The organism is Silvimonas terrae, from assembly GCF_014202765.1.
Lineage (GTDB): Bacteria > Pseudomonadota > Gammaproteobacteria > Burkholderiales > Chitinibacteraceae > Silvimonas > Silvimonas terrae.
The window spans coordinates 1-24,123 of the sequence record NZ_JACHHN010000013.1 but is presented as its reverse complement, the minus strand read 5'-3'; the positions used below and the strand labels follow the sequence as shown (position 1 = coordinate 24,123).

Here is a 24,123-nt window from a genome sequence, read left to right as displayed (position 1 = left end):
CGCCCTCCCCAAAAACAAAAAACCCGGTTAGCCACCGGGTTTTTCATCTGCCAAAACAACCAATCACACGTGATGCACAAGCTGCGTCAGGCTAGCCACTTGCTGCCTGGGCTGCTTGCCATCCACCGCCATCGAAACAGACAACGCCGTCACGGTAATGATGGAGAACACAAACACCTGCCGGGCCCATTTCACATGGTTGTCGGTCTGACGGCCATCCAGTGCCAGCTTCAGCCAGTACAAGGAGGTCGCCACGGCGACGGCCATGTAACCGTAACCGGCGTAACCCGCCACTTGCAGCGCCACACAGGCCACCGCAAAAGCGATGATATAGGCGACCATCTGACGGCGGGCTGCGGTAATACCGCGCACCACCGGCAAGACCGGAATCCCCGCGCGCTTGTAGTCTTCCTGGCGGAAGATGGCAATGGCGTAGGAATGCGGCATTTGCCACAGACAGAACATCAGCATCAGGATCAGCGCGCCGGTATTCCACTCACCTGCGGCGGCACAAAAGCCCGCCACAGGGGGCATGGCGCCGGAGAGCGAACCCACCAGCGTGCCGTGCACCGAATTGCGCTTCATATACAGGCTGTAAACGCCCACATAGATGACGTAGCCAAAAGCCACGCAATACACGGTGACCATCGGGGTGAACCAGGCCAGACAGGCAAAGCCCAACACACCCAGCAACACACCATGCGCGAGTGCGGCAGCGGGGCTCATCACCCCGGTCACCGTCACGCGCTTTTTGGTGCGCTCCATGCGGGCGTCGATGTCACGATCAATCCAGTTATTGATCGCGCAGCCCGATGCCACCACCAACGCCGAACCGATCACCGTGGCGACCATCACCAGCCAGTCAGGGTGACCCTGGCTGGCCAGCAAAAAGCCGCCGACGGTGCTGATCAGGTTACCCATGATGATGCCAGGCTTGGTGACCAGCAGGTAACGCTTGAGTTTCAAACTGCCCACCTTAGCGCATCATCAACGCGTCAGCGGTGGTGATGATCCAGATCGACAGACCCACCAGCATAACGATGATCAAAGCGGTAAACAGGAACGCCAGCGTGTTGATCTTGCCTTCCTTGGTGAAGTCCAGGTGCAGGAAATACTTGAGCTGCACGATCACCTGGGCCACAGCGAACACGGCGATCCCAATCATGGTGCCCTGACGGCTGAACGATTTGCTCATCACCATCCAGAACGGAATAACCGTCAGGATGACCGACAGCACAAAGCCAACCAGGTAGTCCACATAGCTGCCGTGATCTGCAGCAGCGGCGTGTTGATGCGAATCATGACCTTCAATGCGTTGCATCACGCGACCCCTTTCAGATACACAACGGTGAACACACAGATCCAGACCACGTCCAAAAAGTGCCAGAACAGGCTCAAGAGGCTCAGGCGCAGTACGGCCGGTTTGGTGAGGCCGCGCTTGGCCACTTCAAACATCAAGACCGCCATCCAGATCAGACCGGCCGTGACGTGCAGACCGTGCAGACCCACCAGACCAAAGAAGGCCGAGAGGAATGCGCTGACGTTCGGGCCATGACCTTCAGCAATCAGGTGATGGAATTCGTTGACTTCCATACCGATAAAGGTGGCACCAAACAGGAACGTCACAGCCAGCCAACCCAGTACGGCCGACTTGTTGCCGCGGCGGCCGCTGATCATGGCAAAACCGTAGGTGATAGAAGACAGCAGCAGGGCTGCGGTTTCAATCGCCACGTACTTCAGGTCAAAAATCTCGAAGCCCGCCGGGCCGGTCGCAATATTGCGATACAGCACGGCGTAACCGGCAAATGCGGTGGCAAACAAGATGCAGTCGGTCATCAGATACAGCCAGAAGCCCAGGATATCCTGGCTGTCTGTATCGTGATGATGTTCGTGACCGTGTTCGTGCTCGACTGGGGCGTCGAGCGTTTGTTCAGCAAGATTACTCATTTATCAATATCCCTCAGGCCGCAACCACTTCTTTGGCACGGCTGTCAGCAGCAGCGCGCTCGGTGTGGGCGATCTCGTTCGGCATGATGTAAAAGTCTTTGTGGTTGTCGTAAACGCGGGTCAGCAGCGTCACAACAATACCCACCAGACCGACAATCGCCAGCCACCAGATGTGCCAGATCAGCGCAAAACCCAGGGCGGTTGCAAACGCACCCATGAACACGCCGGCCGAGGTGTTCTTCGGCATATGGATCGGGTCGTAATGTTCTGGCTTGGCGTATGGCTTGCCTTGTTCCTTCATGTCGGTGAAGGCGTCGATGTCGCGCACTTGCGGCAGCACGGCAAAGTTATAAGCCGGCGGCGGGGAAGACGTGGCCCATTCCAGGGTGTGGCCGTTCCACGGATCGCCCGTGTTGTCTTCCAGCTTCTTGCGCTGGTAGATCGACACGGCAATTTGCAGCAACTGGCAGCCAATACCTGCCGCGATCAGCAGCGCGCCAAACAGGGCAAAGTACAGGTAGATGTTCCACTCATGATGGTCGGTATGGTTCAGACGACGCGTCATGCCCATGAAGCCCAGCACGTACAGCGGCATGAAGGCGAAGTAGAAACCCACTTGCCAGAACCAGAACGCAGCCTTGCCCAGCTTGGCGTTCAGCTTGAAGCCGAACACTTTCGGGAACCAGAACGAGAAACCGGCCAGGTAACCGAACACCGCGCCACCAATGATGGTGTTGTGGAAGTGAGCGATCAGGAACAGGCTGTTGTGCAGCACATAGTCAGCACCCGGTACAGCCAGCAGCACGCCGGTCATACCACCGATGGAGAACGTCACCATGAAGCCCAGCGTCCACAGGATAGGCGGCTCAAAGCGCAGACGACCCTTGTAGATGGTGAACAACCAGTTGAACAGTTTCACGCCGGTCGGCACGGAAATCACCATGGTGGCGATACCGAAGAACGCGTTGACGTTAGCGCCCGAACCCATGGTGAAGAAGTGATGCAACCACACCATAAAGCCCAGCACGGTGATCGCGCCGGAAGCCACGATCATGGAAGTGTGACCGAACAGGCGCTTGCCCGAGTAGGTCGAAACCACTTCCGAGAAAATACCGAAAGCAGGCAGAACCAGCACGTAGACCTCAGGGTGACCCCAGGCCCAGAACAAGTTCAGATACATCATGGCGTTACCACCAGCTTCCGCTGTAAAGAAGTGGAAGTCCATGTAACGGTCCAGGCTCAGCATGGCCAGAGCGCCGGTCAGGATCGGGAAGGAAGCCACGATCAGCACGTTGGCCCAGGTGCAGGTCCAGGTGAAGATCGGCATTTGCATCAGCTTCATGCCCGGGGCGCGCATCTTGATCACGGTCACCAGGAAGTTGACCGCCGTTAGCGTTGTCCCTATCCCTGATATCTGTAATGCCCAGGTGTAATAGTCCACCCCCACGTCCGGACTGAACGCCAGTTCAGCCAGCGGCGGATAGGCCACCCAGCCGGTACGGGCAAAGTTGCCCACGCCCAGCGACAGGTTCACCAGAATCGCAGCGGCCACCAGCAGCCAGAACGACAGCGAGTTCAGGAACGGGAACGCCACGTCACGCGCGCCAATCTGCAGCGGCACAACAATGTTCATCAGCCCCGTCATGAACGGCATGGCCATGAAAATAATCATGATCACGCCGTGCGCGGTAAAGATCTGGTCGTAGTGAGACGGCGGGAAGACGCCCATGGCGCCATCCGTAGCCATGGCCAGTTGCGAGCGCATCATCAGCGCATCGGCAAAGCCGCGCAGCAGCATGACCAGCGCAACGGCGATGTACATCACGCCAATACGCTTGTGGTCAACCGAAGTCAGCCATTCGCGCCACAGGTAGCCCCATTTGCCGAACTTGGTAATCAAGGACAGCACAACAAGACCCATCAGGCCGGCGCCACCCAATGCACCCATCACGATGGGTTCATGGAACGGGATGGCGTCCAGAGTAAGTTTGCCCAGCAACATCTATCGTTACTCCTTCACAGGTGCCAGGGTTGGTGTTTTACAGAGAACACGGCTCAGTTCGGCCACCTTGATCTCTTCGTCGGATGCCGCCATCGACTGGCGACCGGCCATGTACTTATGCAGTACAGCCGGGAACAGGCGCGGCTCGGCCAGCGTGTAGTACGCCGCCGGGTTGTTTTCGCTCGGCGTGGTCAGGCCGATATAGCCTTGCGCATCCAGCGGTTTGCCCGTTGCCTTGACGTGGGCCACCCAGGCATTGAACTGCTCAGGGGTTTCCGTGGCGATGGCATTGAACTTCATGCCAGAGAAACCAGCGCCCGAGTAGTTGGCCGAAATACCGTGATAGGTACCGGCTTCCTGTGCGGTCAGGTGCAGTTTGGTTTCCATGCCAGCCATGGCGTAAATCTGGCCACCCAGTTGCGGGATGAAGAACGAGTTCATCGCGGCATCAGAGGTAATGCGGAAATTGACGGGCGTGTCTTTCGGGAAAGCCAGCTCGTTCACAGAAGCGATACCCAGATCCGGGTAGATGAACAGCCATTTCCAGTTCAGCGAGACCACTTCGACATTCACCGGCGCCACAGCGGACTCCAGCGGACGGTACGGGTCCAGCTTGTGCGTGGATTTCCACGACAGAATGGACAGACCGGTCACGATGATGATCGGGATGATCCAGACCACGGCTTCAATCTTGCCCGAGTGCGACCACTTGGGCTGGTATTCGGCAGCGGTGTTGCTGGCGCGGTATTTCCACGCGAACACAAAGGTAAGGATGATGACCGGTACGACGACCAGCAGCATCAATACGGTTGCCGTGATGATGAGGGATTTCTCGTCCGCGGCGATCTGGCCTTTCGGATCGAGGATGCCCCCTTGGCATCCGGATAGAAGAATGGGCAAGACCCCCCAGAGTCCCCGCCAGTTGCGGGCACGACCGATCAAGTTTGGCATGCTGGTTCTAGTCAGAAAGAGTTACAGAAAACGGGCTTGCGTGAGGCATCCGGCGGCTTATGCCGTCAGTGCAAAATGGAGGACGAAACAGGAGTAACGAAGGTACGGGGATTGCGGGTTGGACAGGCAACGGGCAGATCTTGTACTAGCTGCGCCACAGACAGGCAAATGAGCCTTAGCGACGTCGGCTACGTCTTGTGTAGTGATAGACGCGGGTTTACACATGCTTCGCACGTCAACCCAAGGGGAGAACGGGTCAAGTTGCGTATGTCACAGCAAGCGACTGGTATTACGGGCGCAACTATTAGATGAAAAAACTTGATTTTGAGCAAATGGTATTTGTACCGTTGCCGGCAATGTGGAATATTGCCCTGGATGGCCCGCTGCCCGCGTGCGCCCAAAGCTTTCTTCAAGCCTTCGACAACACCACACCACCTGCAAAAGAAGTCGCAAAAATCAGGAAAGCCACATTGGCGTGGCGGCCTGTACGTTTTTGAGCGGAATCGTCAGGTGCAGCAAATGTGCATCGATCTTCCCGTAACTTCTTCTAAAACACGTTTGCGTAAAAATCTGCCCGATTTGCTTGCCGCGATACGCTCACGCCCCTGCCTTGACTTACGCCCGCCCGACGAACGGCGGGTTTCCTGACAATCACCCAAACCAGTGGCTGCCCAAAAAACAGGCAACGCTCCCGAAAAAGTGATGCTGCAAAGCAACACCGGCTTGGTTTGCGCTTTCTCAAGGCTGGCCCATCAAGACCATGCTACCGCAATTTTTGTTCCCGGCAATTATTTCGGGCCGTCCTGTTCTTTTTCAATAGCAAAGAACAGAACGGCCCGAAAAAAGCCCGGACAAGGTACTGGCGCGTTACCAGCCGACGGTAATCGTCGCCACGGTCGGGTTGGCCCCAATCAACGAAGAACTGAAGCCGCGTACGTCGTCATAAGAGAAGCCGTAGGACAACTGGTCAATGCTGTGCTGATGCCAGAACTGCGCGTAGTAGTTGGTGGGTGCGCTGCTATAGAACCCCGCTGCGTTATCCCAGGCCGCCGGGTTTTCCGCCACATGACGGTTCATGGCTGCGGCCAGTTGTGCCTGGATCTGCAACTGCTTGGCCGTCGGCACACTCGCTGCAGCGTTGCTGGCATCGTTAAACACGCCGTTGCCCAGCAAGACTTCAGAGGTGGTGGGCATGTGGTTGATGTAATACGTGCCCGCGCCATCATTAAACACAAACTGACCATTCACCACGTGGCCGGTGAACGTACCCTGAGCATCCGTAAACACCAGCGGCTGGCTGGCGTACTGGCTCCAGATGGCGGCGATGTAGCTATCCAGATAGTTGCTGTACGCCCCGCCCGTGGCAAAACCGCCATGCGCCGGTGCGACAATCCGGTACGGCGCCTGGACGGTCGCCAATTGCGAGAACGGTGCCGGCGTCTGTGCCGCAAATTCCTGGAACAGCGCGGCGCGGGTTTCGGTTTCGCCCACGGTTTGATCGGTGCCGCCCTGCCCTTGCAGACGCAAACGGACCGGGAAACCAAACTGGTCAACGCGGGTGGTGTTGCCAAAGAAGCTGGCCGCGCTGACATCCATCTCGATAAAGTCAAAGATCACATTGCTGTTGGGATCCGTCGGGTTATCAATGTTCGGGCCGGTGTAGCCAGTGACCGGGCTCCCCACCGCCGCCATGAACATGGGGCTGCCGACACTGAGGTAAATCCGCGCCGAGGTAATCTGCGGCACAGTCACCGATTTACACTGTGACAGCGGAATGGAGTAATTGGCGTAGCTCTGGCCGCCCTTGGTTTGCGCGTTATTGTCCGCCGCCGACATGGGGATCAGCACCCCGGCACAGTTCACATGCACATAGCCCTGGGTGACCGGGTCTTTGCCGACCATGGTCCAGTAGACCTGGCTATCGGCGTAGGTGCCGTTGGTGCCATTCACCAGGTTAAAGGTCGTACCGGCGGCCGGGAACAGCGGATTGCCGCCGGAAGGCGCTGGCGTGGGTGTGGGGGTCGGCGTGGCCGTGCTGTAGGTCAATGTTTGCGCTGGCGTATCTGCCGCCGAACCATTGGCCTGGCCGATGGTGAACCAGTAATTGACCGTCGCACCGTTGGTCACACCGGTGATCTGCCAGGTATTGGTGCTGCCGCTGTTGGTCATCCGTACATTGGCCTGACCGCCGCCATTCACGCTGTAGTGCAGATCAGCCCATGTACCGCCATTGGCATAGAACGCCACCACCCCACCGCTGAGCGCGTTGGCACCGTAAGTGGCGGCCGGTGCGGGAGCAGGCGTCGGCGTGGGGACCGGAGTTGGTACAGGTGTCGGTGCTGGCGTGGGGGTCGGTGCCGGCGTCGGGGTTGGCGCGCTATAGCTGAACTGCGTCCAGGCCGTATCCTGCGCCGAGCCGTCGCTCTGCCCCACGGTAAAGGAGAAACGCACCACCGCACCGGCAGGAATCCCGGTCACGGTGTAACTGTTGTTGGTGCCGCTATTACCCATGCGGATATTCAACTGCGCGCCGCCGTTCACCGTGTAGTGCAAGTCGGCCCATACACCACCATTGGCATAAAACTGCACCGAGCCACCCGCCAGCGCGGTGTAACCCGTACTGACCGAGGCGGCATACGCGGCCGGCGCGGTCAGCGTGGCCATCAGGGGCAAGGGTGCGGCGACCAGACCCGCCAGCACCAGCGCCAGCGTACGTTGTTTACCGGCCAGAAACCGGGTGTGATTTGTCATGACTCTCTCCATCCTGTCCCGCTGATACGGGTTTTGAAATGGATTTCATGCTGCGGCGATGCACCACGCCAATCAAGTAACGTCTTTCCCCTACGCTACACGTACTTTACCCATCACTGACAAGCAAATATGCCGTTTGCAACCGGTTGCGATTTTTCTGCCGCGCTAAAACCCGGCTGACGAACGTGCAGCAGAAGCGCCTGACCGGTCGGAATATGCTCGCCACGCCAGAGCGCCACTCCCGGCCGAAGGTCCGCCCAGCCTGGGTTTGGCGCCGCCCGGCATATCATGATTTGCTGTCAGACCGGCGGGGCTGGCGTGACGCTTAAAGACGCTTTGGGCACGCCTGGCCAACACCGCCACGCTTGAAAGTATCCATTCATCTTTCGGGAGTACCTGTTGCGACGCACAACGAGAAGATGCTTGCTATCGATAAGAAGAGCGCGCCTAATTACTGATTCCTGACGCGCTGCACCAGGCACCGCACGGTGCTTCCCCTGCACGTTTGATGGTGAAACCCGAATGACCCAGAGCACCCGGCCGGCACCACCCAATTTGCGCATTCCGGAAATCAACGGACTGCGCGGGCTGGCGATCATCGCCGTCGTCTGGCACCACATCACCATCGCGCTGGCTTTTCATCCACCCCTTGTGCTGGGCGTATCGACGGGCTTGCTGCTGCTGAACGGCTGGACGGGCGTCAATCTCTTCTTCATGTTGTCCGGGTTTGTGCTCTACCTGCCCTATGCCGCGCAAAAGCGGCAAATCCGCAACACAACAGATGCATGGACCTTCTACAAACACCGTTTTTTCCGGCTGATCCCGCTGTACTACCTGGTGTGCGTCACCGCCGTGGTCCTCAGTGGTCACCTGGCTCATGCGGATCGGGGCATGCTGCGGGAGGCCTTCGCCATCGCCACGTTCACCTTTCCCTTTCATCACGCCACGTTTGTCCCTGCGTCCAACTGGGCCTTGTGGTCGATCGGGACCGAGGTCCTGTTCAGTGTCCTCTTCCCGCTGCTGGCCGTGCTGGCGGCGCGGCGGGGGATCAAGCCCATGCTGATTGTCGCGCTGGTCTTGTCGCTCGGCGTGCGCGCCATCCGTGCACTGGACCCGCCGCCAGCCGGGCCGGACTGGATTGCCGACGCCCTGCTGCTGGGTCGCCTCGATGAGTTTGTCATTGGCATGGCGCTAGCGGCCGCCTGGGTGCGCGGCACCTTTTGGCGGATACCCACCACGCGCTCCGGCGTTCTGGCAGTGCTGCTGCTGCTGGCCGCTTGTTATGGCTTTGATCGATGCATTAGCCGCACGATCAGCTTCGAGTGGATGGCCATTTTGAATAACGTGTTCGATCTGGGTTTGACGCTGTTGATCCTGACGTTACTAAACGGCGCGCCATGGTTGCGCTTTTTGCGCTGGCGGGTACTGCAACTGCCTGGCATGGCCTGCTACAGCATTTATCTGTGGCACCTGCCGGTCATGAACGCCCTGGGCTTGTTCAAGGGGAATACCCAGCCCGCGTTCATGGCTGCCGCCCTCTTGATCACGCTATTTCTGGCCGCCCTGACTTATCGCTTTGTCGAGTTCCGCGCTGCGCCGGACTGGCGCGCCCTGTTCTTGTTCAAGTCGCCCCAGCCCGTACTGACGGTCACCCATGAGCCGCAGCCAGAGCATGAACCCAAACTGCAGACCCCTACCGTGACTTTGTGAACCCGTTTAGCGGCGGCGGGGCGATTTCTTCCACCAGCCAAACTCGTCTTCGTACACTTCCATATCAAGATCGGCCACGCGGGCCTGCATGCGTTCCTGCGCCGCGCGTACGCCCTGGTTGTAAAGGCTGGGGCCGATTTCCTGCACAAAAAAAGTCAGCAAGCCCGCAATTTCCAGGTTACCCACATCCAGTTCCAGCTCCTCGGCCAGATATTTTTCCAGCGAATCGAGCGCGGCCTTATGCGCGTCTTTGTCCAGTTCCATGCTCATGATGTTGTCCGTCTGTAGGTCGGCGCGGCGCGCCGGCAAGCAAATGCTATGTTGAGACAAGGCGACGCTGTATGCCGCCCGCGTTTTCATGTCCGCAGCGATGCCATGCCAAGAGATATTCCCCTGCAAGGCGCACGCAATGTCCGCGATCTGGGCGGTTTGTACAACCGTGCCGGTCAACCTTTGCGCACGCACCGCTTTATCCGGGCTGATAGCCTGGAGTCTTTGCACGCCATGGATGTGATCCGCTTGCTCGATTACGGCGTGCGGGTCGACATTGACCTGCGCGGCTTGCGTGAACGCCGGCAATGGGGCGATGCCCTGAGCCGTATTTCGGAAATCGAGTATGCCCCCATTGCGCTACTGGACGGGCTGGAAGCGCATCTGGATGCATTACCTGCCAGCCTGGGCGCGCTCTATGTCGCCGCCTTGCAGTATTGCCAGTCTGGCTTTCTGGAGATCTTCCGGCAAATGCTGGCCCAGCCGGATGCCTGCGTGCTGTTTCATTGTTCTGCCGGCAAGGATCGTACCGGCATGGTGGCGGCCTTGCTCTTGAGTCTGGCAGGGGTGCCCGATGCAGAAATCGTCAGCGATTACGTACAAAGCGCTGCCAATCTGTCACAAACCCTGGAGCAACTCAGCGTCCAGAATGCGCCAGAATTGCGGCATCTTCTGGGGGCTGAGCCAGAACACATGATCTTGTTTCTGGATCAGTTACGGCAGCGTTATGACGGGGCAATGGGGTATCTGACGCTGATTGGCCTGCAACCGGCCGAGATCGCCGCGCTCCGCGCCAGCATGTTCGACTGATTGCCTTCGCTCACCCCGCGTGGCGCTCTGACCGGCGCAGCCGCTCCATCCACCAGCGCAACGCCGGGCCGACGGGCTGACCAATGCGCGTGGCCACATGCATCGCCAGTTGCATACCGCCCTGCGGTTGCATATCCAGCGGCAACGCCACCAGCCGCCCTGCGGCCAGGTCGTCTTCTACCCAATGAATCGGCATATAGCCCCAGCCCATGGAGGCCAGCAGCATGGCGTGCTTGACGCCCAGATCAGACAAGCGCCAGGTGGTGGGCGAAATCACGCCGTAATCCCGCCCCTCGGTCAGTGCGCTGCGATCAGTCAGCACCAATTGCACGTGTTCTTGCAGGCTGGCCCGATCCAGCGCCCCGGCATACTTAACCAATGGATGATCCGGTGAGGCCACCGCCAGCACGCGGATTGGGGGCATGGAAAACCCGTCCAGCCCCGGTGGCAGCTCAGGCAGCGTCGCCAGAATACCCAGTTGCGCACTGCCGGCCAGCACGCGCTCTGCCACCGCGCCCAGCGCCTCGACATACAAGCGAAAGGTCACGCCAGGGAAGGTGGCGCGAAAGTCATTCAGACAATCCAGCAAGCGTGACAACGGAAAATACACGTCCACAGCCAGCGCCAGTTCTGCCTCCAGCCCGTGTTCAATGGCGCTGGCCCGGGCTTGCAGGCGATCCACCCGCTCCAGAATGGCATGCGCATCCCCCAGCAGCGCTTCGCCAGTCGGGGTGAGCTTTGGCCGGTACTGGCTACGATCAAACAGTTGAATGCCCAACTGTTGTTCCAGCGTGGCTACCGTATAACTCACCGCAGACTGCGTGCGGCCAATGGCCTTGGCCGCGGCCAGAAAGCTGCCGGCGCGGACCACTTCGGTAAACACGCGCAATTGTTCCAGCGAAATGCGTTCAAGGTTCATACCAACAACAATATCAAATTATTTTATATAGATCACCAAAAGATAACCCGTTTCTTCGATGATTGATGGCGCCTAAGATGCACTCATCGCCACACAGAAAGTGTGGGCAGCGCAGCGACAGACCCGGAGCCATCGCCTGGGCTCGCCGCGCCAGACAACAGGAGAACACCATGACCACCTTGCAACTGCCCGCTGTGACCCGCTCGCGTGAAGTGGAGCGCCTGGTCAACGGCATCCCGACGACTGACGGCGCCGGTGTACGACTGACCCGCGTACTGACCCATGATCTGCAACGTCGGCTGGACCCGTTTCTGATGCTTGACGCATTCCGCTCGGATAACCCGGATGACTACATCGCCGGTTTCCCCTCCCACCCGCACCGCGGCTTTGAAACCGTGACCTATATGCTCAACGGTCGCATGCGGCACCGCGACAACGCCGGCAATGAAGGCTTGTTGACCGAGGGTGGCGTGCAGTGGATGACTGCCGGCCGCGGGATTGTGCATAGCGAGATTCCGGAGCAACAAGATGGCTTGATGGAAGGTTTCCAGCTGTGGGTGAACCTGCCCGGCAAAAACAAGATGACGGCGCCGTGGTACCGCGACATCCCGGCCGGCGACATTCCGGTGTATGACCTGGGCAACGGCGCATCGCTCAAGCTGATTGCGGGCCTGGTGGCCGGCGCGACGGGTGCCATTACCCGCGACGATACCGAGCCGTTTTATGCTGACCTGACCATTGCGGCCGGGCAGTCGGTCAGCCTGCCGCTGCAGGCCAGCCACAACGCGTTTGTGTATGTTTACCGGGGCGAGGCCAGTATTGGTGGTCGCGCGGTCAAGTCGACCCAGATGGGCCTGTTGCAGAACGCGGCGGACGCGGATGGGGTCACCGTGACCGCGGGCGCAGCCGAGACGCGTTTGATTGTGTTGTCCGGCAAGCCGCTGGCAGAAAGCATCGTGCAGTGGGGCCCGTTTGTCATGAACTCCCGCGAGCAGGTGGAACAAGCCATCCTGGACTATCAGGCGGGTCGCTTTTAAGACAGGCATGCCTGGCCGGAACAAACCGATACAGTCCGGGCTGGCCCGGGCGCGTCGGCCAGGCCATATTGATATCTAACAAACCGCGCCGGGCGAGTGCCCGGCGTGGCCCTGTCTGGAGAGCCCGATGTCTGAGTTGATCCATATTACCGGCCGCGCCGAAACCGTAGGCGGCCTGCCTATCTCGCGTCTGTTGCCAGCCGTCCAGCGCCGCGCCGTCGGGCCATTTGTTTTTGTTGACCATATCGGCCCAGCCGAGCTGGCTCCCGGCCAGGGGCTGGACGTACCGCCGCATCCGCATATTGGCCTTGCCACCGTCACTTATCTATTTGACGGCATTCAACTGCACCGTGACACGTTGGGCAACGAAGTATTGATTGAACCGGGCGATATCAACCTGATGACCGCGGGCCGTGGTATTGCCCACGCCGAACGCACCCCGGCCAATGCGCGCAATGGCGGCAAGTTGCATGGCGTGCAAACCTGGATTGCCTTGCCGCGCCCGCTGGAACAATGCTCGCCGCATTTTGAGCATTACCCGGATACCGACCTGCCCCGCATTGCTCGTCCGGGTGTAGACATTCATTTGCTGATCGGCCAGTTGTTCGGGCACATCTCACCCGTGGCGGTAGAGTCCCCGACCATCTATGCCGTGATTGATCTGGCGCCCGGCGCCAGCATCACCGTTCCCGCCGATTACGCCGAACGCGCGCTGATGCTGATCCATGGCGAAGCTCACGCCGATAACAGCGTGCTGGCTGTGAACGAACTGGTGCTGCTGCCAGAAACGGGCGACACCCCGCTCACCGCCACGACGGCCTCGCGCATCATGTTGCTGGGCGGCGCCCCGCTGGACGGCCCACGCACCTTGTGGTGGAACTTTGTCGCCAGCGACCGCGAACTGATCGAAGCCGCCAAAGTGGCTTGGCAAGAAGACCGCTTCGGCCAGATCCCCAATGAAACCGAACGACTGCCGCTGCCGGTGAAACGGGCGACGGCGGATTGAGGTGAGCGGCTCCACGCGATAGGCAGAGCGCCGCCAAGCACGGGCGCGCCACTGCTGTTGTTTTTGCTGTTGTCTCTGCTGTTGGCTCTGCTGTTGTCTCTGCTGTTGCTGTTGCTGTTGCTGTTGTTTTTGACCTTCTCCCCCGTCAAAGCCCAGCGCCGAAGGAATGGAGGGAGACCTTAGGCTCCCGACTGACTGAGGGAAGCCCGGAGGGCCGCCAGGCTGGGTCGCCTTTCTTTGGTTCCTTTCTTTGGCGAAGCAAAGAAAGGGACGTGCTCCGGCCACCGCCGGTATCAAAAGCCTTCAACACCTGCGCCGCAAGGCGCTAACACACATTGCAACGGTGGATTGTCGCTTCGCTCCGAATCCACCCTACGAGTTTGGCATTCTTGCCAGCAAAGGCCACCCGCGGTGGCCAGACTGGATTCCCGCCGGGACCCGCCGAGGGGAATAACGAAATAGTAGCGCGGTAACCAACTCATTTTTGCAAATAGCGCAGCCCCGGATTCCCGCCTGGCGGCTCCATCCGGGCTACGAGGTGGTGCTAGCCAGCAAAGGCTACCTGCAACGGCCAGTTGCCCCTCTTTGCGCCACTCACCCCCTCCACCCCACCCACCTTGCTACAATGCCCCTTTCAAGGCACCCGACGACCCCGCGCATGGCCGAACTCACCTTCTTCTGGCACGACTACGAAACCTTCGGCGCGGTCCCGCGCCGTGACCGCCCGGCGCAGTTTGCCGGCATCCGTACCGATGCCAATCTCAATGAAATCGGCGAACCGGTCGAACTCTTCTGCCTGCCCGCGCCAGACTTCCTGCCCGATCCGCAATCCTGCCTGATCACCGGCATTACCCCGCAAGACTGCCTGGCGCGCGGCGTGCCCGAACATCAGTTTGCCGCGGCGGTTGAACACGCGCTGGCGGAGCCCGGTACCGTCGGTGTGGGTTACAACTCCATCCGTTTCGATGACGAAATGACGCGCTTTTTGTTCTGGCGCAATCTGATCGACCCGTATGCGCGGGAATGGCAAAACGATTGCGGCCGCTGGGACTTGCTCGACACCGTGCGCACCGCCTACGCCCTGCGCCCGGAAGGCATAACATGGCCCACCGGCGAGGATGGCAAGGTCAGCTTCCGGCTGGAGTTGCTCACCAAGGCCAATGGCCTGGCGCATGAAGCCGCGCACGACGCCCTCTCTGACGTGCGCGCAACCATTGGCATGGCCCGGCTGATCCGCGACAAACAACCCCGACTGTTTGATTTCTGTTTGAGCCTGCGAAAGAAAGACGCCGTACTCAAAGAGATCGGCAGTGAGCCCAAAGTGTTTTTGCATGTCTCAGGCATGTTCGGCGCGGACCGGGGTTGCATTGCGGCGGTGTGGCCGTTGGGCTGGCACCCGACCAACAAGAACGAGTTGATTGTGTGGGACCTGGCGTTTGACCCGGCAGAGCTGGCCGGGCTGGATAGCGCCACCATCCGCGAGCGCATGTTCACCCGCACGGCAGACCTGCCAGAGGGGGTGACGCGCCTGCCCATCAAGACTATTCATATCAACAAGTCGCCCATTGTGATCGGCAACCTCAAGGTGCTCTCGCCGGAGATGGCGGCCCGCTGGGGTGTGGATATGGATGTCATCCAGATGCACGCGGCGGCCGTGGCCGCCCTGCCCCGCCCGGACTGGGACACCATCTACAAACGCGAACCGCTGGGTAAACAGGATATTGATGAAGACCTCTACGGCGGGTTTGTTGGCAACAATGATCGCCGTACGCTGGAAAAACTGCGTCAGCTTCGTCCGGAGCAACTGGCCAGCGCCCGACCGGCCTTTGATGATCAGCGCCTGAGCGAGTTGGTGTTCCGGTTCCGCGCCCGCAACTTTGCCGACACGCTCAACGAAGAAGAACAAGCACAGTGGCAACAGTTACGGGTAGAGCGGCTGATCCAGGGGCGTGGTGGTTATCGCACGCTGGAACAGTTTGCCGACGCCATCGACACCCTCTCGGATACGGCCGACGAGCGCGCGGGCGCCATCCTGGAGGCCCTTTACGATTACGCGGAGCAGATCGCCCCGGAGTGGTAAGCGCGGCGTATTGCGGGGCACGTGCAACCCGGTAAGATGGGCGCACCAAAACAACAGCGCGGGCCCCGCCGCGCACGGATACGACTCATGCTTGCCAGACTCACCCGGCTTTTCCCGCTCTGGGCGATCTTGCTGTCGCTGGCCGCGTATAACAGCCCGGCCAGTTTCGCCCCGATTCAAGCGCATACCGCGCTGCTGCTCGCGACCATCATGTTCACCATGGGCCTGACGCTCACGGTGGCCGACTTCAAACGCGTACTCACCCGGCCTGCGCCCGTCGCCGCCGGCATTGTTCTGCACTATCTGGTCATGCCGCTGGCCGCCTGGTGTCTGGCCAAAGCCTTCAATATGCCGCCCGAGCTGGCGACCGGCATGATTCTGGTAGGCAGTGTCGCCAGCGGCACGGCGTCCAACGTGATCATTTATCTGGCGGGCGGGGATGTGGCGTTGTCGGTCACCATCTCGTCCATTTCCACCCTGGTCAGCGTCGTGGCCACGCCGTTGCTGACGCGCTTGTACGTGGATGCCTCTATCCACGTCGATATGCTGGCCATGCTGCTGTCCATCGTGCAGATCGTGATCCTGCCGATTGCTTTGGGTTTGCTGTTGTATCGCTTCTTCGGGCGCGCAGTGCGCAAGGTTGAGCCGTATCTGCCACTGGTGTCGATGATTGCCATCGTGACCATCATTGCCGCGATTGTGGCCGGCAGCCAGAAGAGCATTGCCTCGGTGGGAGCCGTCGTCATCATTGCGGTGATGCTGCACAACGCCATAGGCCTGGCGGGTGGGTACTGGGGCGGCAAGCTGCTGGGGTTCGAAGAATCGGTTTGCCGGACGCTGGCCATTGAGGTGGGCATGCAGAATTCGGGCCTCGCCGCCCAGTTGGGCAAGACGTATTTCAGCGCGCTGGCGGCCTTGCCGGGGGCGTTGTTCTCGGTCTGGCACAATATCTCCGGCGCACTGTTGGCGGGTTACTGGCAGGGCAAGCGCCCCAGGACGCTGGCCAAGGCAGAGACCGAGCCGGTTACGCCGGTCGTGTAATAAAAAAGCCCGCGTCTGCGGGCTTTGTTATTTGGGGCGCTAGTCGCGCAAACCCTTCCACAGCGTGGAGAGCAGCGTATCCGTATGGTCCTGGCTGTACTCCCAGAAGAACGCGCCGGCCAGCTTGCGTTCCTGGATGAACGCCAGTTTGTAACCCAGCGACTCTGCATCTTCGTAACTGACGAACATCTCACCCGAGAGCAGCCACGGCGCTTTGGCAGCATCATCCCAGTAGCGGGTAGCGCCTTCCGGAATCAGCTTGCCCACAATATCGTCATAGTCGATTGAGGTATTGCTCTTGGGCGTGCCCGGCGCGCCCAGACCGGCCTCACCCACGCCATCAAGGCCGCGCCCGTAGAACGCGCAACCCAGCACCAGTTTCTCCGCCGGCAAGCCATTGGCAATGAACAGATCGACTGATTTCTGGCAGCTATCGCCCTCAGGATCGCCCGGCGTGTTGTAGAGATTGGTGTGATGCCCGGCGCGGGTGGCCCAGCCGTTGTAATAGTCGTAAGTCATCAGATTGACGAAATCGCACAGCCGCGCAACTTCTGCCATCTCCACACCATCCAGGTAATACTGGCCCGCCCCAGCGGCAATGGTCAGCAGATAGCGCGCTTTGCCGGTACGGCCTTGTTCGTCGGACAAGGCATCGAGCTTCTGGCGCAAAGCGGCCAGCATCAGCGTGAAATTATGTTTGTCCTCCGGGCGGGCTTTGATACTGGCCATGTCGTTGGAGGGGTACTCCCAATCCAGATCAATCCCGTCCAGACTACGCTGGGTCATGAAATCGATGGCCGACTGGGCAAATTCTTCGCGGGATTCTGCGGTGAGCGCGGCATCAGAAAAACCGTCGGCCGCCCAACCCCCAATCGAGATCAGTAATTTAAGCTGCGGGTTCACGCTGCGTAGCTCATGCAACCGGGCAATGCCTTCTTCGCTGCGTGCCTGGCCTTCGGTACGGTCTTGTGAGGTCAGCAACACCACTTTGCCTTCATGGATATTGGCAAAGGCGTAACAGATATGCGTCAGGCGTTCAGCATCACGAATCAGCGGCAGGTTATTCCAGTCCCGCCAGCCGGCAAAATACGCCAACAGAATGTTCGACATGGGCAACAACTCCACGAGGTGGGCAGAAAGGGGCGGCGCACGAGGCGCGAAACGCATTATGCGACGAGGCGCGCAGGCCACCTCATAATGGAGCAATCCCGATCAAGTTTCGTTCCCGCTTTCACGCACGGTGCCCCACCACAAACGACATTGCCCCGTTCACCGGGGCAATGGGGCAGCGACCAACACCAGCGCAGTTACAGCGCGGCAATCACCGACAGCTCTACCTTGTAGCGCGGGTCTGCCAGGCGGGCCTCTACGGTGGTGCGCGCCGGGGTATGGCCTGCGGGCACCCATTCGCTCCACGCGGCGTTCATGGCGTCGTACTCGTTGACCACATCGGGCAGGTAGATGGTCACGGTCAGAATCTTGGTCTTGTCCGAGCCCACTTCCGCCAGCATACGATCCACCGCAGCCAGCGCTTCTTCGGTTTGCCCGCGGGTATCTTTGTCGAGCGACTCGGCAATCTGCCCGGCCATGTAAACGGTGTTGTTGTGAACCACGATTTCGGACATGCGCGGTCCGACATGGTAGCGCTGAATACTGGACATGCTGTTTCCCCTGTGGCGCGCCAGATGCGCGGCAATGCAAAAACGTGATTTTAGGCAGATTCAGGCGGGAAAGCTGCAAGACAGTTGAAGCATCTCTGTCAGATAACAAAAAAGGCGAACCTTGCGGTTCGCCTTTTTGCTCATCACGCGGCGATCAGACCGCAGCGACGCGACGCAGACGCTGGGAGAAATCCTGCAGCGCGGCAATGCCACTGGCCTCGGCACGCGTGCACCAGTCTTGCAGATGGCTCAACAGTTCAGCACGGGTCAGGCTGGAGCGTTCCCACAGACGGGTCAGTTCCTGGCGCATCTGGTAGACCTGATCCAGCACCTTGCTTTGCGCCAGCAGGCTATCAAGGTGCGGCTTTTCGCCAACCGGGGTGTCCTTGGCATCTTGCTTGAGCCACACCTTCATCTGGCGATCCGGGTTGAAGTCAAAGTGCGGCAGGCTGGCGTTGGCACGCAGCTTGTCGACTTCTTCACCCACCACGCGCTTGAGCGATTTGGCATAGTTAGCGGCGATGGTATAGCGGTTGGCGATAATGGCGGCCAGCGCTTGCTCGTCCAGCTCCATATGACCATCAACCATCTTCATGCGCGGGGCAACCTTGCGCACCTTGGCCATCTTCAGGGCCGACAGGCAGCGGATGTACGCCCAACCCAGGTCAAACTCCCACCACTTGTTGGAGAACTTGGCGGAGGTGCCAAAGGTGTGGTGGTTGTTGTGCAGTTCTTCGCCGCCAATGATGATGCCCCAAGGCACCAGGTTGGTCGACGCGTCTTCGCACTCAAAATTGCGATAGCCAAAATAGTGGCCCACGCCATTGATCACGCCAGCAGCCCAGAACGGAATCCAGGCCATTTGCACTGCCCACATCCACAGACCATTCGCACCAAACAGCGAAATATCAATGATGGCCATCAGGGTCGGGCCCATGATGCTGTGCGGGGTATAGATATTGCGCTCGAGCCAGTCGTCAGGTGTACCGACGCCAAACTTCTCCAGCGTTTCCTTGTTCTTCGATTCCTTGCGGTAGAGTTCTGCACCTTCCAGCATGACCTTTTTCAGGCCCAGCACTTGCGGGCTGTGCGGATCTTCAGCAGTCTCGCAACGGGCATGGTGCTTGCGGTGAATCGCCACCCATTCCTTGGTGACCATACCGGTCGTCATCCACAGCCAGAAGCGGAAGAAATGGCTGGGAATCGGGTGCAAATCAAGACCGCGATGGGTCTGGTTGCGGTGCAGGAAAATCGTGACCCCAGCAATCGTAATGTGGGTGAGCACCAGCAACACCACGATGTAGCCCCACCAGGGCATTTCGATCAGGCCGTTCAGCCATTCCATCAATGAAACTCTCCAGAACAAGAAATCCTTTGAAGTTGTTCAGAATTTTCTGATACGGATCAAAGGCGAACAGATATTACAGAATAATTGCTTGCAATGCGCAACCGTTCGTACGCCAGGTTGTGCAAATTGCCTGCTTAACCTTCATCGGCAGGCGCTGGCGGGGCGTAACCTGTCAAATTACCATCGCTCGCCAGTTTGTTGGATGGCTTGAAGTGCACCACATCCAGCCGGTTATACGGAATATTGATGCCGTGCTCCTTGAAGAGCCGCCATACCCGCAAATTGATCTCGGACTTCAAACTACCCTGCCCGTTTTCCGGATCTTTGATCCAGAAACCAACCGAGACATTGACCGAGCTATCACCAAAGCCATCCAGATACGGAAATGGCTTGGGATCCTGTACTACCCGATCCAGACCTTCCGTGGCCTTGACCAGCAATTGCATCACTGCTTCCAGATCAGACTCATATCCGACCGTGAACGGCATTTTGATCCACACCTTGCGGTCGGTATAAGACTGGTTCACGACGGTGGAGGTGACCAGGGTGTCGTTTGGCACCAGCGACTCGGTGCCATCCAGGCTCTTGAGGACGATGTAGCGGGAGGTCAGTCGGGAAATGACGCCCTGCCGATCCCCGATCTGCACCAGATCGCCCAGACGGACCGACCGGTCCAGCAAAATAATGAAGCCTGAGACGTAGTTGGAGGCAATCTTCTGCAGGCCCAGACCCAACCCGACACCCAGCGCACCCCCAAAAACAGACAGCACCGTGGGGTCGATCCCCACCAGCGGCAGCGCCACCAGGATGGCAATCACCACCAGCAGCGACTGAATCACTTTGGTCAGCATGACGCGCAGGCTGGTATCGAGCATTTCCGCCCGCATCAGCCAGCGTTCCGCCAGGCGGCTGAGCCACATGGCGACCAGCAAGGTGGCGCCCACCGACGCCAGGCCTTGCAGGATGGTCAGCACGGAAATGCGCTGATGCCCCAGATGAAAACTGATGTCATCCAGTGCGTCGGCTATTTCCGGCAGAACACCAACCACATGCAGCGCATACGCCAGCCAGATCAGCGCGGCAATCCGGCGCTCCCAGCGACCAACCCATGGTGCTTCGTTAAATACATGGCGCAGCAAATAAGCCAACACACTGATGTTGACCATGGCCAGCAACAGCACATCAGCCACGCCAATCAAACGCAGCGGTGCAGCGGGGTAGAACAGGCCCACCAGCACGGTGCCCAGCTTGGTCACCGTCAGCGCTACCAGCGGGAAGATCAGCCGGATCACCCCCTGACCAAACCACTGCCAGCGGGAATTGTCACGAGTGATGCGCGGCTTGAGCAGGTAATACGCCGTCAGGCCGATCAGAACAGCCAGCAAAACCACACCCGCCTGGCTGACCATATCCGTGCGGAGCCAACCGTGCTCGTTGATATCGCCTATCAACTCGGCAACAAGGTTCTCACGCGGGGTCATGGATGCAACTGGCGAATGCGCTTGAGGGTTTCTGTGGTCGAGGTCTGGTAGAGGAAGGGAATGGAATGCACCTGCCCACCCCAGCCCAGTACTTCCTGGCTGCCGACAATGCGATCAACCGACCAGTCACCGCCTTTGACCAGAATGTCAGGCCGGGCGGCGATGATCACGTCGTAAGGTGTATCTGCGTCAAACCAGGTCACCAGTGCCACGCTTTCCAGCGCAGCCATCACGCTGGCCCGCTTACCCAGATCATTGATCGGGCGATCATCGCCCTTACCCTGACGTTTAACCGAGGCATCCGTATTGAGCGCCACGATCATGCTGGCGCCCAGCGCCCGAGCCTGAGCCAGATAGGTGACATGCCCGGTATGCAGGATATCGAAACAACCGTTGGTAAACACCAGGGGTCTGGGCAGTTGGGCAATCCGCGCGGCCAGTTGTTCCGGCGCGCAGATTTTCTTCTCAAAGTCAGGGTGCGGGTATTGCGCTGCAGTCATGAGATCAAGCCTGGCCGAGATTAACGACCAATTGCTTGCGGTAGCGATTCAGGTCTGCTGCCGTTTCGAAGGTTTCGCCAAACAAGCTGGACAGATTGCGCAGAATACCGCCAACCACGCGGCCTTCCCATTCTTTGCCAAACTGGATTTGCGTATCCAGCCAGCGCTCCAGCCATTCCGGATCAGGCAAGCGGCTTTGCACGGTGTCCATTGGATACAAATCCTTGTTCACGTGCAGATTGGTCGGATGCAGCGGCTTGCCACTACGGGCGGACGAGGCCATCAGCATGCCAATCTTGGCAAAGGCCAGACGGGCTTCATCGCCCAGTTTTTCAATCGCCCGCTTCATGTACTTCAGATAAGCGCCGCCATGACGGGCTTCGTCGGTAGAAAGCGTCTTGTAGATCTGTTTGATCACCGGCTCGGTATGCCAGTCAGAGGCGCGGCGATACCATTGCGTAAGGCGCACTTCACCACAGAAATGCAGCATCAGCGTTTCCATGGGCGGGGCCGGATCAAACTCGAAGCGCACTGCATGCAGTTCGGCCTCGGTCGGGGCCAGTTCCGGGCGGAAGCGGCGCAGATATTCCATCAGCACCAGCGAGTGCTTTTGTTCTTCATAAAACCAGATGGACATGAACGCGGAGAAATCGGAGTCGTCACGATTGTCACGCAAAAACATCTCGGTGGCCGGCAGGGCGGACCATTCCGTGATGGCGTTCATCTTGATCGTCATCGCCTGCTCATCGCTCAACTTGCTCGCGTCGAACTGATCCCAGGCAATATCGTCCGCCATGTCCCAGCGGGCTTTTTCCAGATCAGCGAAAAGTTGGGGGTAAAGCATGCAATCGGCTCCTGCGGCGACAGTTCTAGTTAGAAAGCAAAACTCCCTAATTAGACAGGCAGACGCGGCCCACGGCAAGGCATTTCAAACGCTGTGGCCACGAATGCGAAGCATTACCAATTAATTTGTGATTGTCATACAACTGTGATCCAACTCCCACTCCGCAGGACCGCTGATGCAAAAAAATACGGACAAACGGATCACAACAGCGGTGAAAACAATCTGGCCCACGCTTCACCAAATGCGGAGAGCTTTGATATCTGGCGGGGACGGGATACGCGCTGGGCCTGGGCAAGGTCTGCCTTGAAGCGTTCTGCCAGGGCATTGGCTTGCACGGGGCCGTAGGCCAGTACGCTCACCTCGAAATTCAGCCGGAAGCTGCGGTTATCAAAATTAGCCGTGCCAATAGCCGCATATTTCTGGTCGACGACCAGCGTTTTGGAATGCAGCATACGGCCGTTGTATTCCCAAACCTGCACACCGGCGATAACCAGTTCGTCAAAATACGAGCGCGCTGCTTCGGTCACGATCCAGGAGTCGCTCCGGCGTGGCACCATCACCTGCACATCCACCCCGCGCAGCGCCGCACTGGTCAAGGCCACCATTGCGCCCTCATCCGGCACAAAATAAGGCGTGGTGAGCAAGATGCGCTCTTCTGCGGAATTGATCGCGGCAAGATATGCCCGATAGATCGGTGCCCAATCATTGTCCGGCCCGGATTGCAGTACCTGCACAATATGCTCGCCCTCTGGCGGCTCTTTGTAGGGCAATGGTTCCGGGCGTTCCCCAGTCGTGTAGAACCAGTCTTCCAGGAATATCTGCTGTAACTGATCGACCACCGCACCCTCAAGGCGCAGATGCAGATCGTGAAAAGCGACCGGGTTGGAGCGCTCGTCCTCTTCATCGGTGATATTGATCCCACCGGTAAACCCGACGCCACCATCGCAGATCACCAGCTTGCGGTGAGTCCGCATATTGATCACCGGCCGCAGGCGCCGAAAGCTGGTTTCATGAAAGAACGCCACCTCTGCGCCAGCAGTGGTCAGCGGCCCAAGAAACTTGCGGCCACAACGCTTGGAACCCAATGCGTCGATCAGCAAACGGACCTGCACGCCCTGGCGGGCTTTCCGGATCAGCAAATCCCGCAATGCGGTGCCAATCCCGTCTGGCTCATAGATATAGTATTCAAGGTGAACTTGCCGGGTCGCCGCTTCAATAGCGGCAAAGATCGCTTCGTAAGTCGCCCCGCCATCAACCAGCAGATCAAACCGGGTGCAGGTGACGGTGGGCATTTCCGTGGTAGCCAGCCCCATTTTTGCCATCTGCTCGGCATAGACCGGTGGTGCTTTGTTAGTGCTTCCCTGTTTATGAATGCCCAGACGCTGCTTGCTGGCAGCGCGGCGCAAGCGCTTGCGTTTGATTTTCTGCGGGCCAAACACCAGAAAGATGACCAGGCCAATCCAGGGCAATGCCGCCAGCGAAAGTATCCAGCTCAAGGTCGCCACTGGCGCGCGCCGCTGCCAGATGATGAGCACCGACAGCACCAGCAGATAAACAATCCACAAAAGGGAAATGGCTAAAGTCAAAGTCACGGAGCAACCCGGATATTGTTTTGATTGCTGCCAAGCTTAACAAGGAAGTGAAGATATTTCGCGCGGAACGCGCAGGGAGAGTGCATTGCGGGAGCGCACAAAGCAAAACGCCCGTACAGTTGTCTGTACGGGCGTTCTAATGGGTGTCTGGCAATGTCCTACTTTCACACGGG

Annotated in this window: 22 protein-coding genes; 7 read left to right on the top strand and 15 right to left on the bottom strand. The window is 59.0% G+C overall.

Translation table 11 applies throughout. The annotated features are described in order from the left end of the window. Positions 1 to 63: 63 nt before the first annotated feature. The 5 genes from cyoE to cyoA are packed head-to-tail and all read right to left on the bottom strand — an operon-like array spanning position 64 to position 4,900. On the bottom strand, positions 64 to 966 hold the full coding sequence (gene cyoE, locus HNQ50_RS21610) for a heme o synthase (protein WP_184103586.1): 903 nt from the start codon (positions 964 to 966) through the stop codon (positions 64 to 66). Positions 967 to 976: 10 nt separating this feature from the next. Then, positions 977 to 1,321: a cytochrome o ubiquinol oxidase subunit IV gene (cyoD, locus tag HNQ50_RS21605; protein WP_184103585.1), complete on the bottom strand. Its 345-nt coding sequence runs from the start codon at positions 1,319 to 1,321 to the stop codon at positions 977 to 979. Continuing rightward, positions 1,321 to 1,947: a cytochrome o ubiquinol oxidase subunit III gene (gene cyoC, locus HNQ50_RS21600; RefSeq protein WP_184103584.1), complete on the bottom strand. Its 627-nt coding sequence runs from the start codon at positions 1,945 to 1,947 to the stop codon at positions 1,321 to 1,323. Before cyoC ends, cyoD begins: the two co-directional genes overlap by 1 nt. A gap of 13 nt (positions 1,948 to 1,960) precedes the next feature. Further along, positions 1,961 to 3,949, bottom strand: coding sequence for a cytochrome o ubiquinol oxidase subunit I (cyoB, locus tag HNQ50_RS21595; RefSeq protein WP_184103583.1), 1,989 nt, complete (start codon positions 3,947 to 3,949; stop codon positions 1,961 to 1,963). 6 nt (positions 3,950 to 3,955) lie between these two features. Beyond that, positions 3,956 to 4,900, bottom strand: a complete 945-nt coding sequence (gene cyoA, locus HNQ50_RS21590) for a ubiquinol oxidase subunit II (RefSeq protein WP_184103580.1) — start codon at positions 4,898 to 4,900, stop codon at positions 3,956 to 3,958. A 308-nt stretch (positions 4,901 to 5,208) separates the two neighbouring features. Between cyoA and HNQ50_RS21585 the strand changes: the two genes are divergently transcribed. Beyond that, positions 5,209 to 5,397, top strand: a complete 189-nt coding sequence (locus tag HNQ50_RS21585) for a hypothetical protein (RefSeq protein ID WP_184103577.1) — start codon at positions 5,209 to 5,211, stop codon at positions 5,395 to 5,397. Between the two features lie 370 nt (positions 5,398 to 5,767). Here HNQ50_RS21585 and HNQ50_RS21580 read toward each other — a convergent pair whose 3' ends face one another. Continuing rightward, complete coding sequence (locus HNQ50_RS21580; protein WP_221303309.1) at positions 5,768 to 7,651, bottom strand: glycoside hydrolase family 64 protein; 1,884 nt, start codon at positions 7,649 to 7,651, stop codon at positions 5,768 to 5,770. A 522-nt stretch (positions 7,652 to 8,173) separates the two neighbouring features. Here HNQ50_RS21580 and HNQ50_RS21575 point away from each other — a divergent pair. Continuing rightward, on the top strand, positions 8,174 to 9,361 hold the full coding sequence (locus HNQ50_RS21575) for an acyltransferase family protein (protein ID WP_184103574.1): 1,188 nt from the start codon (positions 8,174 to 8,176) through the stop codon (positions 9,359 to 9,361). Positions 9,362 to 9,367: 6 nt separating this feature from the next. Here HNQ50_RS21575 and HNQ50_RS21570 read toward each other — a convergent pair whose 3' ends face one another. Then, positions 9,368 to 9,631, bottom strand: coding sequence for a DUF2164 domain-containing protein (locus tag HNQ50_RS21570; protein WP_184103571.1), 264 nt, complete (start codon positions 9,629 to 9,631; stop codon positions 9,368 to 9,370). A 105-nt stretch (positions 9,632 to 9,736) separates the two neighbouring features. On the opposite strand from HNQ50_RS21570, the gene HNQ50_RS21565 reads away from it, so the two are divergent. Next, positions 9,737 to 10,441, top strand: a complete 705-nt coding sequence (locus tag HNQ50_RS21565; RefSeq protein ID WP_184103568.1) for a tyrosine-protein phosphatase — start codon at positions 9,737 to 9,739, stop codon at positions 10,439 to 10,441. A 10-nt stretch (positions 10,442 to 10,451) separates the two neighbouring features. Here the strand turns inward: HNQ50_RS21565 and HNQ50_RS21560 are convergent, their stop codons facing one another. Continuing rightward, positions 10,452 to 11,360 (bottom strand): LysR family transcriptional regulator, encoded by a 909-nt coding sequence (locus HNQ50_RS21560; RefSeq protein ID WP_184103566.1) that lies wholly within the window; start codon positions 11,358 to 11,360, stop codon positions 10,452 to 10,454. A gap of 170 nt (positions 11,361 to 11,530) precedes the next feature. Between HNQ50_RS21560 and HNQ50_RS21555 the strand changes: the two genes are divergently transcribed. The 4 genes from HNQ50_RS21555 to panS all read left to right on the top strand — a co-directional run bounded on the left by HNQ50_RS21555 (position 11,531) and on the right by panS (position 16,524). Beyond that, complete coding sequence (locus tag HNQ50_RS21555; protein ID WP_184103563.1) at positions 11,531 to 12,397, top strand: pirin family protein; 867 nt, start codon at positions 11,531 to 11,533, stop codon at positions 12,395 to 12,397. 127 nt (positions 12,398 to 12,524) lie between these two features. Then, positions 12,525 to 13,403 (top strand): pirin family protein, encoded by an 879-nt coding sequence (locus tag HNQ50_RS21550; RefSeq protein WP_184103560.1) that lies wholly within the window; start codon positions 12,525 to 12,527, stop codon positions 13,401 to 13,403. A 658-nt stretch (positions 13,404 to 14,061) separates the two neighbouring features. After that, complete coding sequence (gene sbcB, locus HNQ50_RS21545; protein ID WP_184103557.1) at positions 14,062 to 15,483, top strand: exodeoxyribonuclease I; 1,422 nt, start codon at positions 14,062 to 14,064, stop codon at positions 15,481 to 15,483. Positions 15,484 to 15,570: 87 nt separating this feature from the next. Further along, positions 15,571 to 16,524, top strand: coding sequence for a ketopantoate/pantoate/pantothenate transporter PanS (gene panS, locus HNQ50_RS21540; protein ID WP_184103554.1), 954 nt, complete (start codon positions 15,571 to 15,573; stop codon positions 16,522 to 16,524). Between the two features lie 39 nt (positions 16,525 to 16,563). Here the strand turns inward: panS and HNQ50_RS21535 are convergent, their stop codons facing one another. The 7 genes from HNQ50_RS21535 to cls form a co-directional block, all read right to left on the bottom strand. Continuing rightward, a complete protein-coding gene (locus HNQ50_RS21535; protein WP_184103552.1) occupies positions 16,564 to 17,634 on the bottom strand; it encodes a glycoside hydrolase family 18 protein in 1,071 nt (356 codons plus the stop codon). Positions 17,635 to 17,831: 197 nt separating this feature from the next. Then, complete coding sequence (locus HNQ50_RS21530) at positions 17,832 to 18,185, bottom strand: RidA family protein (protein ID WP_184103549.1); 354 nt, start codon at positions 18,183 to 18,185, stop codon at positions 17,832 to 17,834. 154 nt (positions 18,186 to 18,339) lie between these two features. Then, positions 18,340 to 19,530 (bottom strand): DesA family fatty acid desaturase, encoded by a 1,191-nt coding sequence (locus HNQ50_RS21525; protein ID WP_184103546.1) that lies wholly within the window; start codon positions 19,528 to 19,530, stop codon positions 18,340 to 18,342. 137 nt (positions 19,531 to 19,667) lie between these two features. Then, positions 19,668 to 21,014, bottom strand: a complete 1,347-nt coding sequence (locus HNQ50_RS21520; protein WP_184103543.1) for a mechanosensitive ion channel family protein — start codon at positions 21,012 to 21,014, stop codon at positions 19,668 to 19,670. Beyond that, complete coding sequence (locus HNQ50_RS21515; RefSeq protein ID WP_184103540.1) at positions 21,011 to 21,514, bottom strand: adenylyltransferase/cytidyltransferase family protein; 504 nt, start codon at positions 21,512 to 21,514, stop codon at positions 21,011 to 21,013. The genes HNQ50_RS21520 and HNQ50_RS21515 overlap by 4 nt, the downstream gene beginning before the upstream one ends. A 4-nt stretch (positions 21,515 to 21,518) precedes the next feature. After that, a complete protein-coding gene (locus HNQ50_RS21510; RefSeq protein ID WP_184103537.1) occupies positions 21,519 to 22,358 on the bottom strand; it encodes a ferritin family protein in 840 nt (279 codons plus the stop codon). Between the two features lie 200 nt (positions 22,359 to 22,558). Continuing rightward, positions 22,559 to 23,950, bottom strand: coding sequence for a cardiolipin synthase (gene cls, locus HNQ50_RS21505; protein WP_184103534.1), 1,392 nt, complete (start codon positions 23,948 to 23,950; stop codon positions 22,559 to 22,561). Between the last annotated feature and the right edge of the window lie 173 nt (positions 23,951 to 24,123).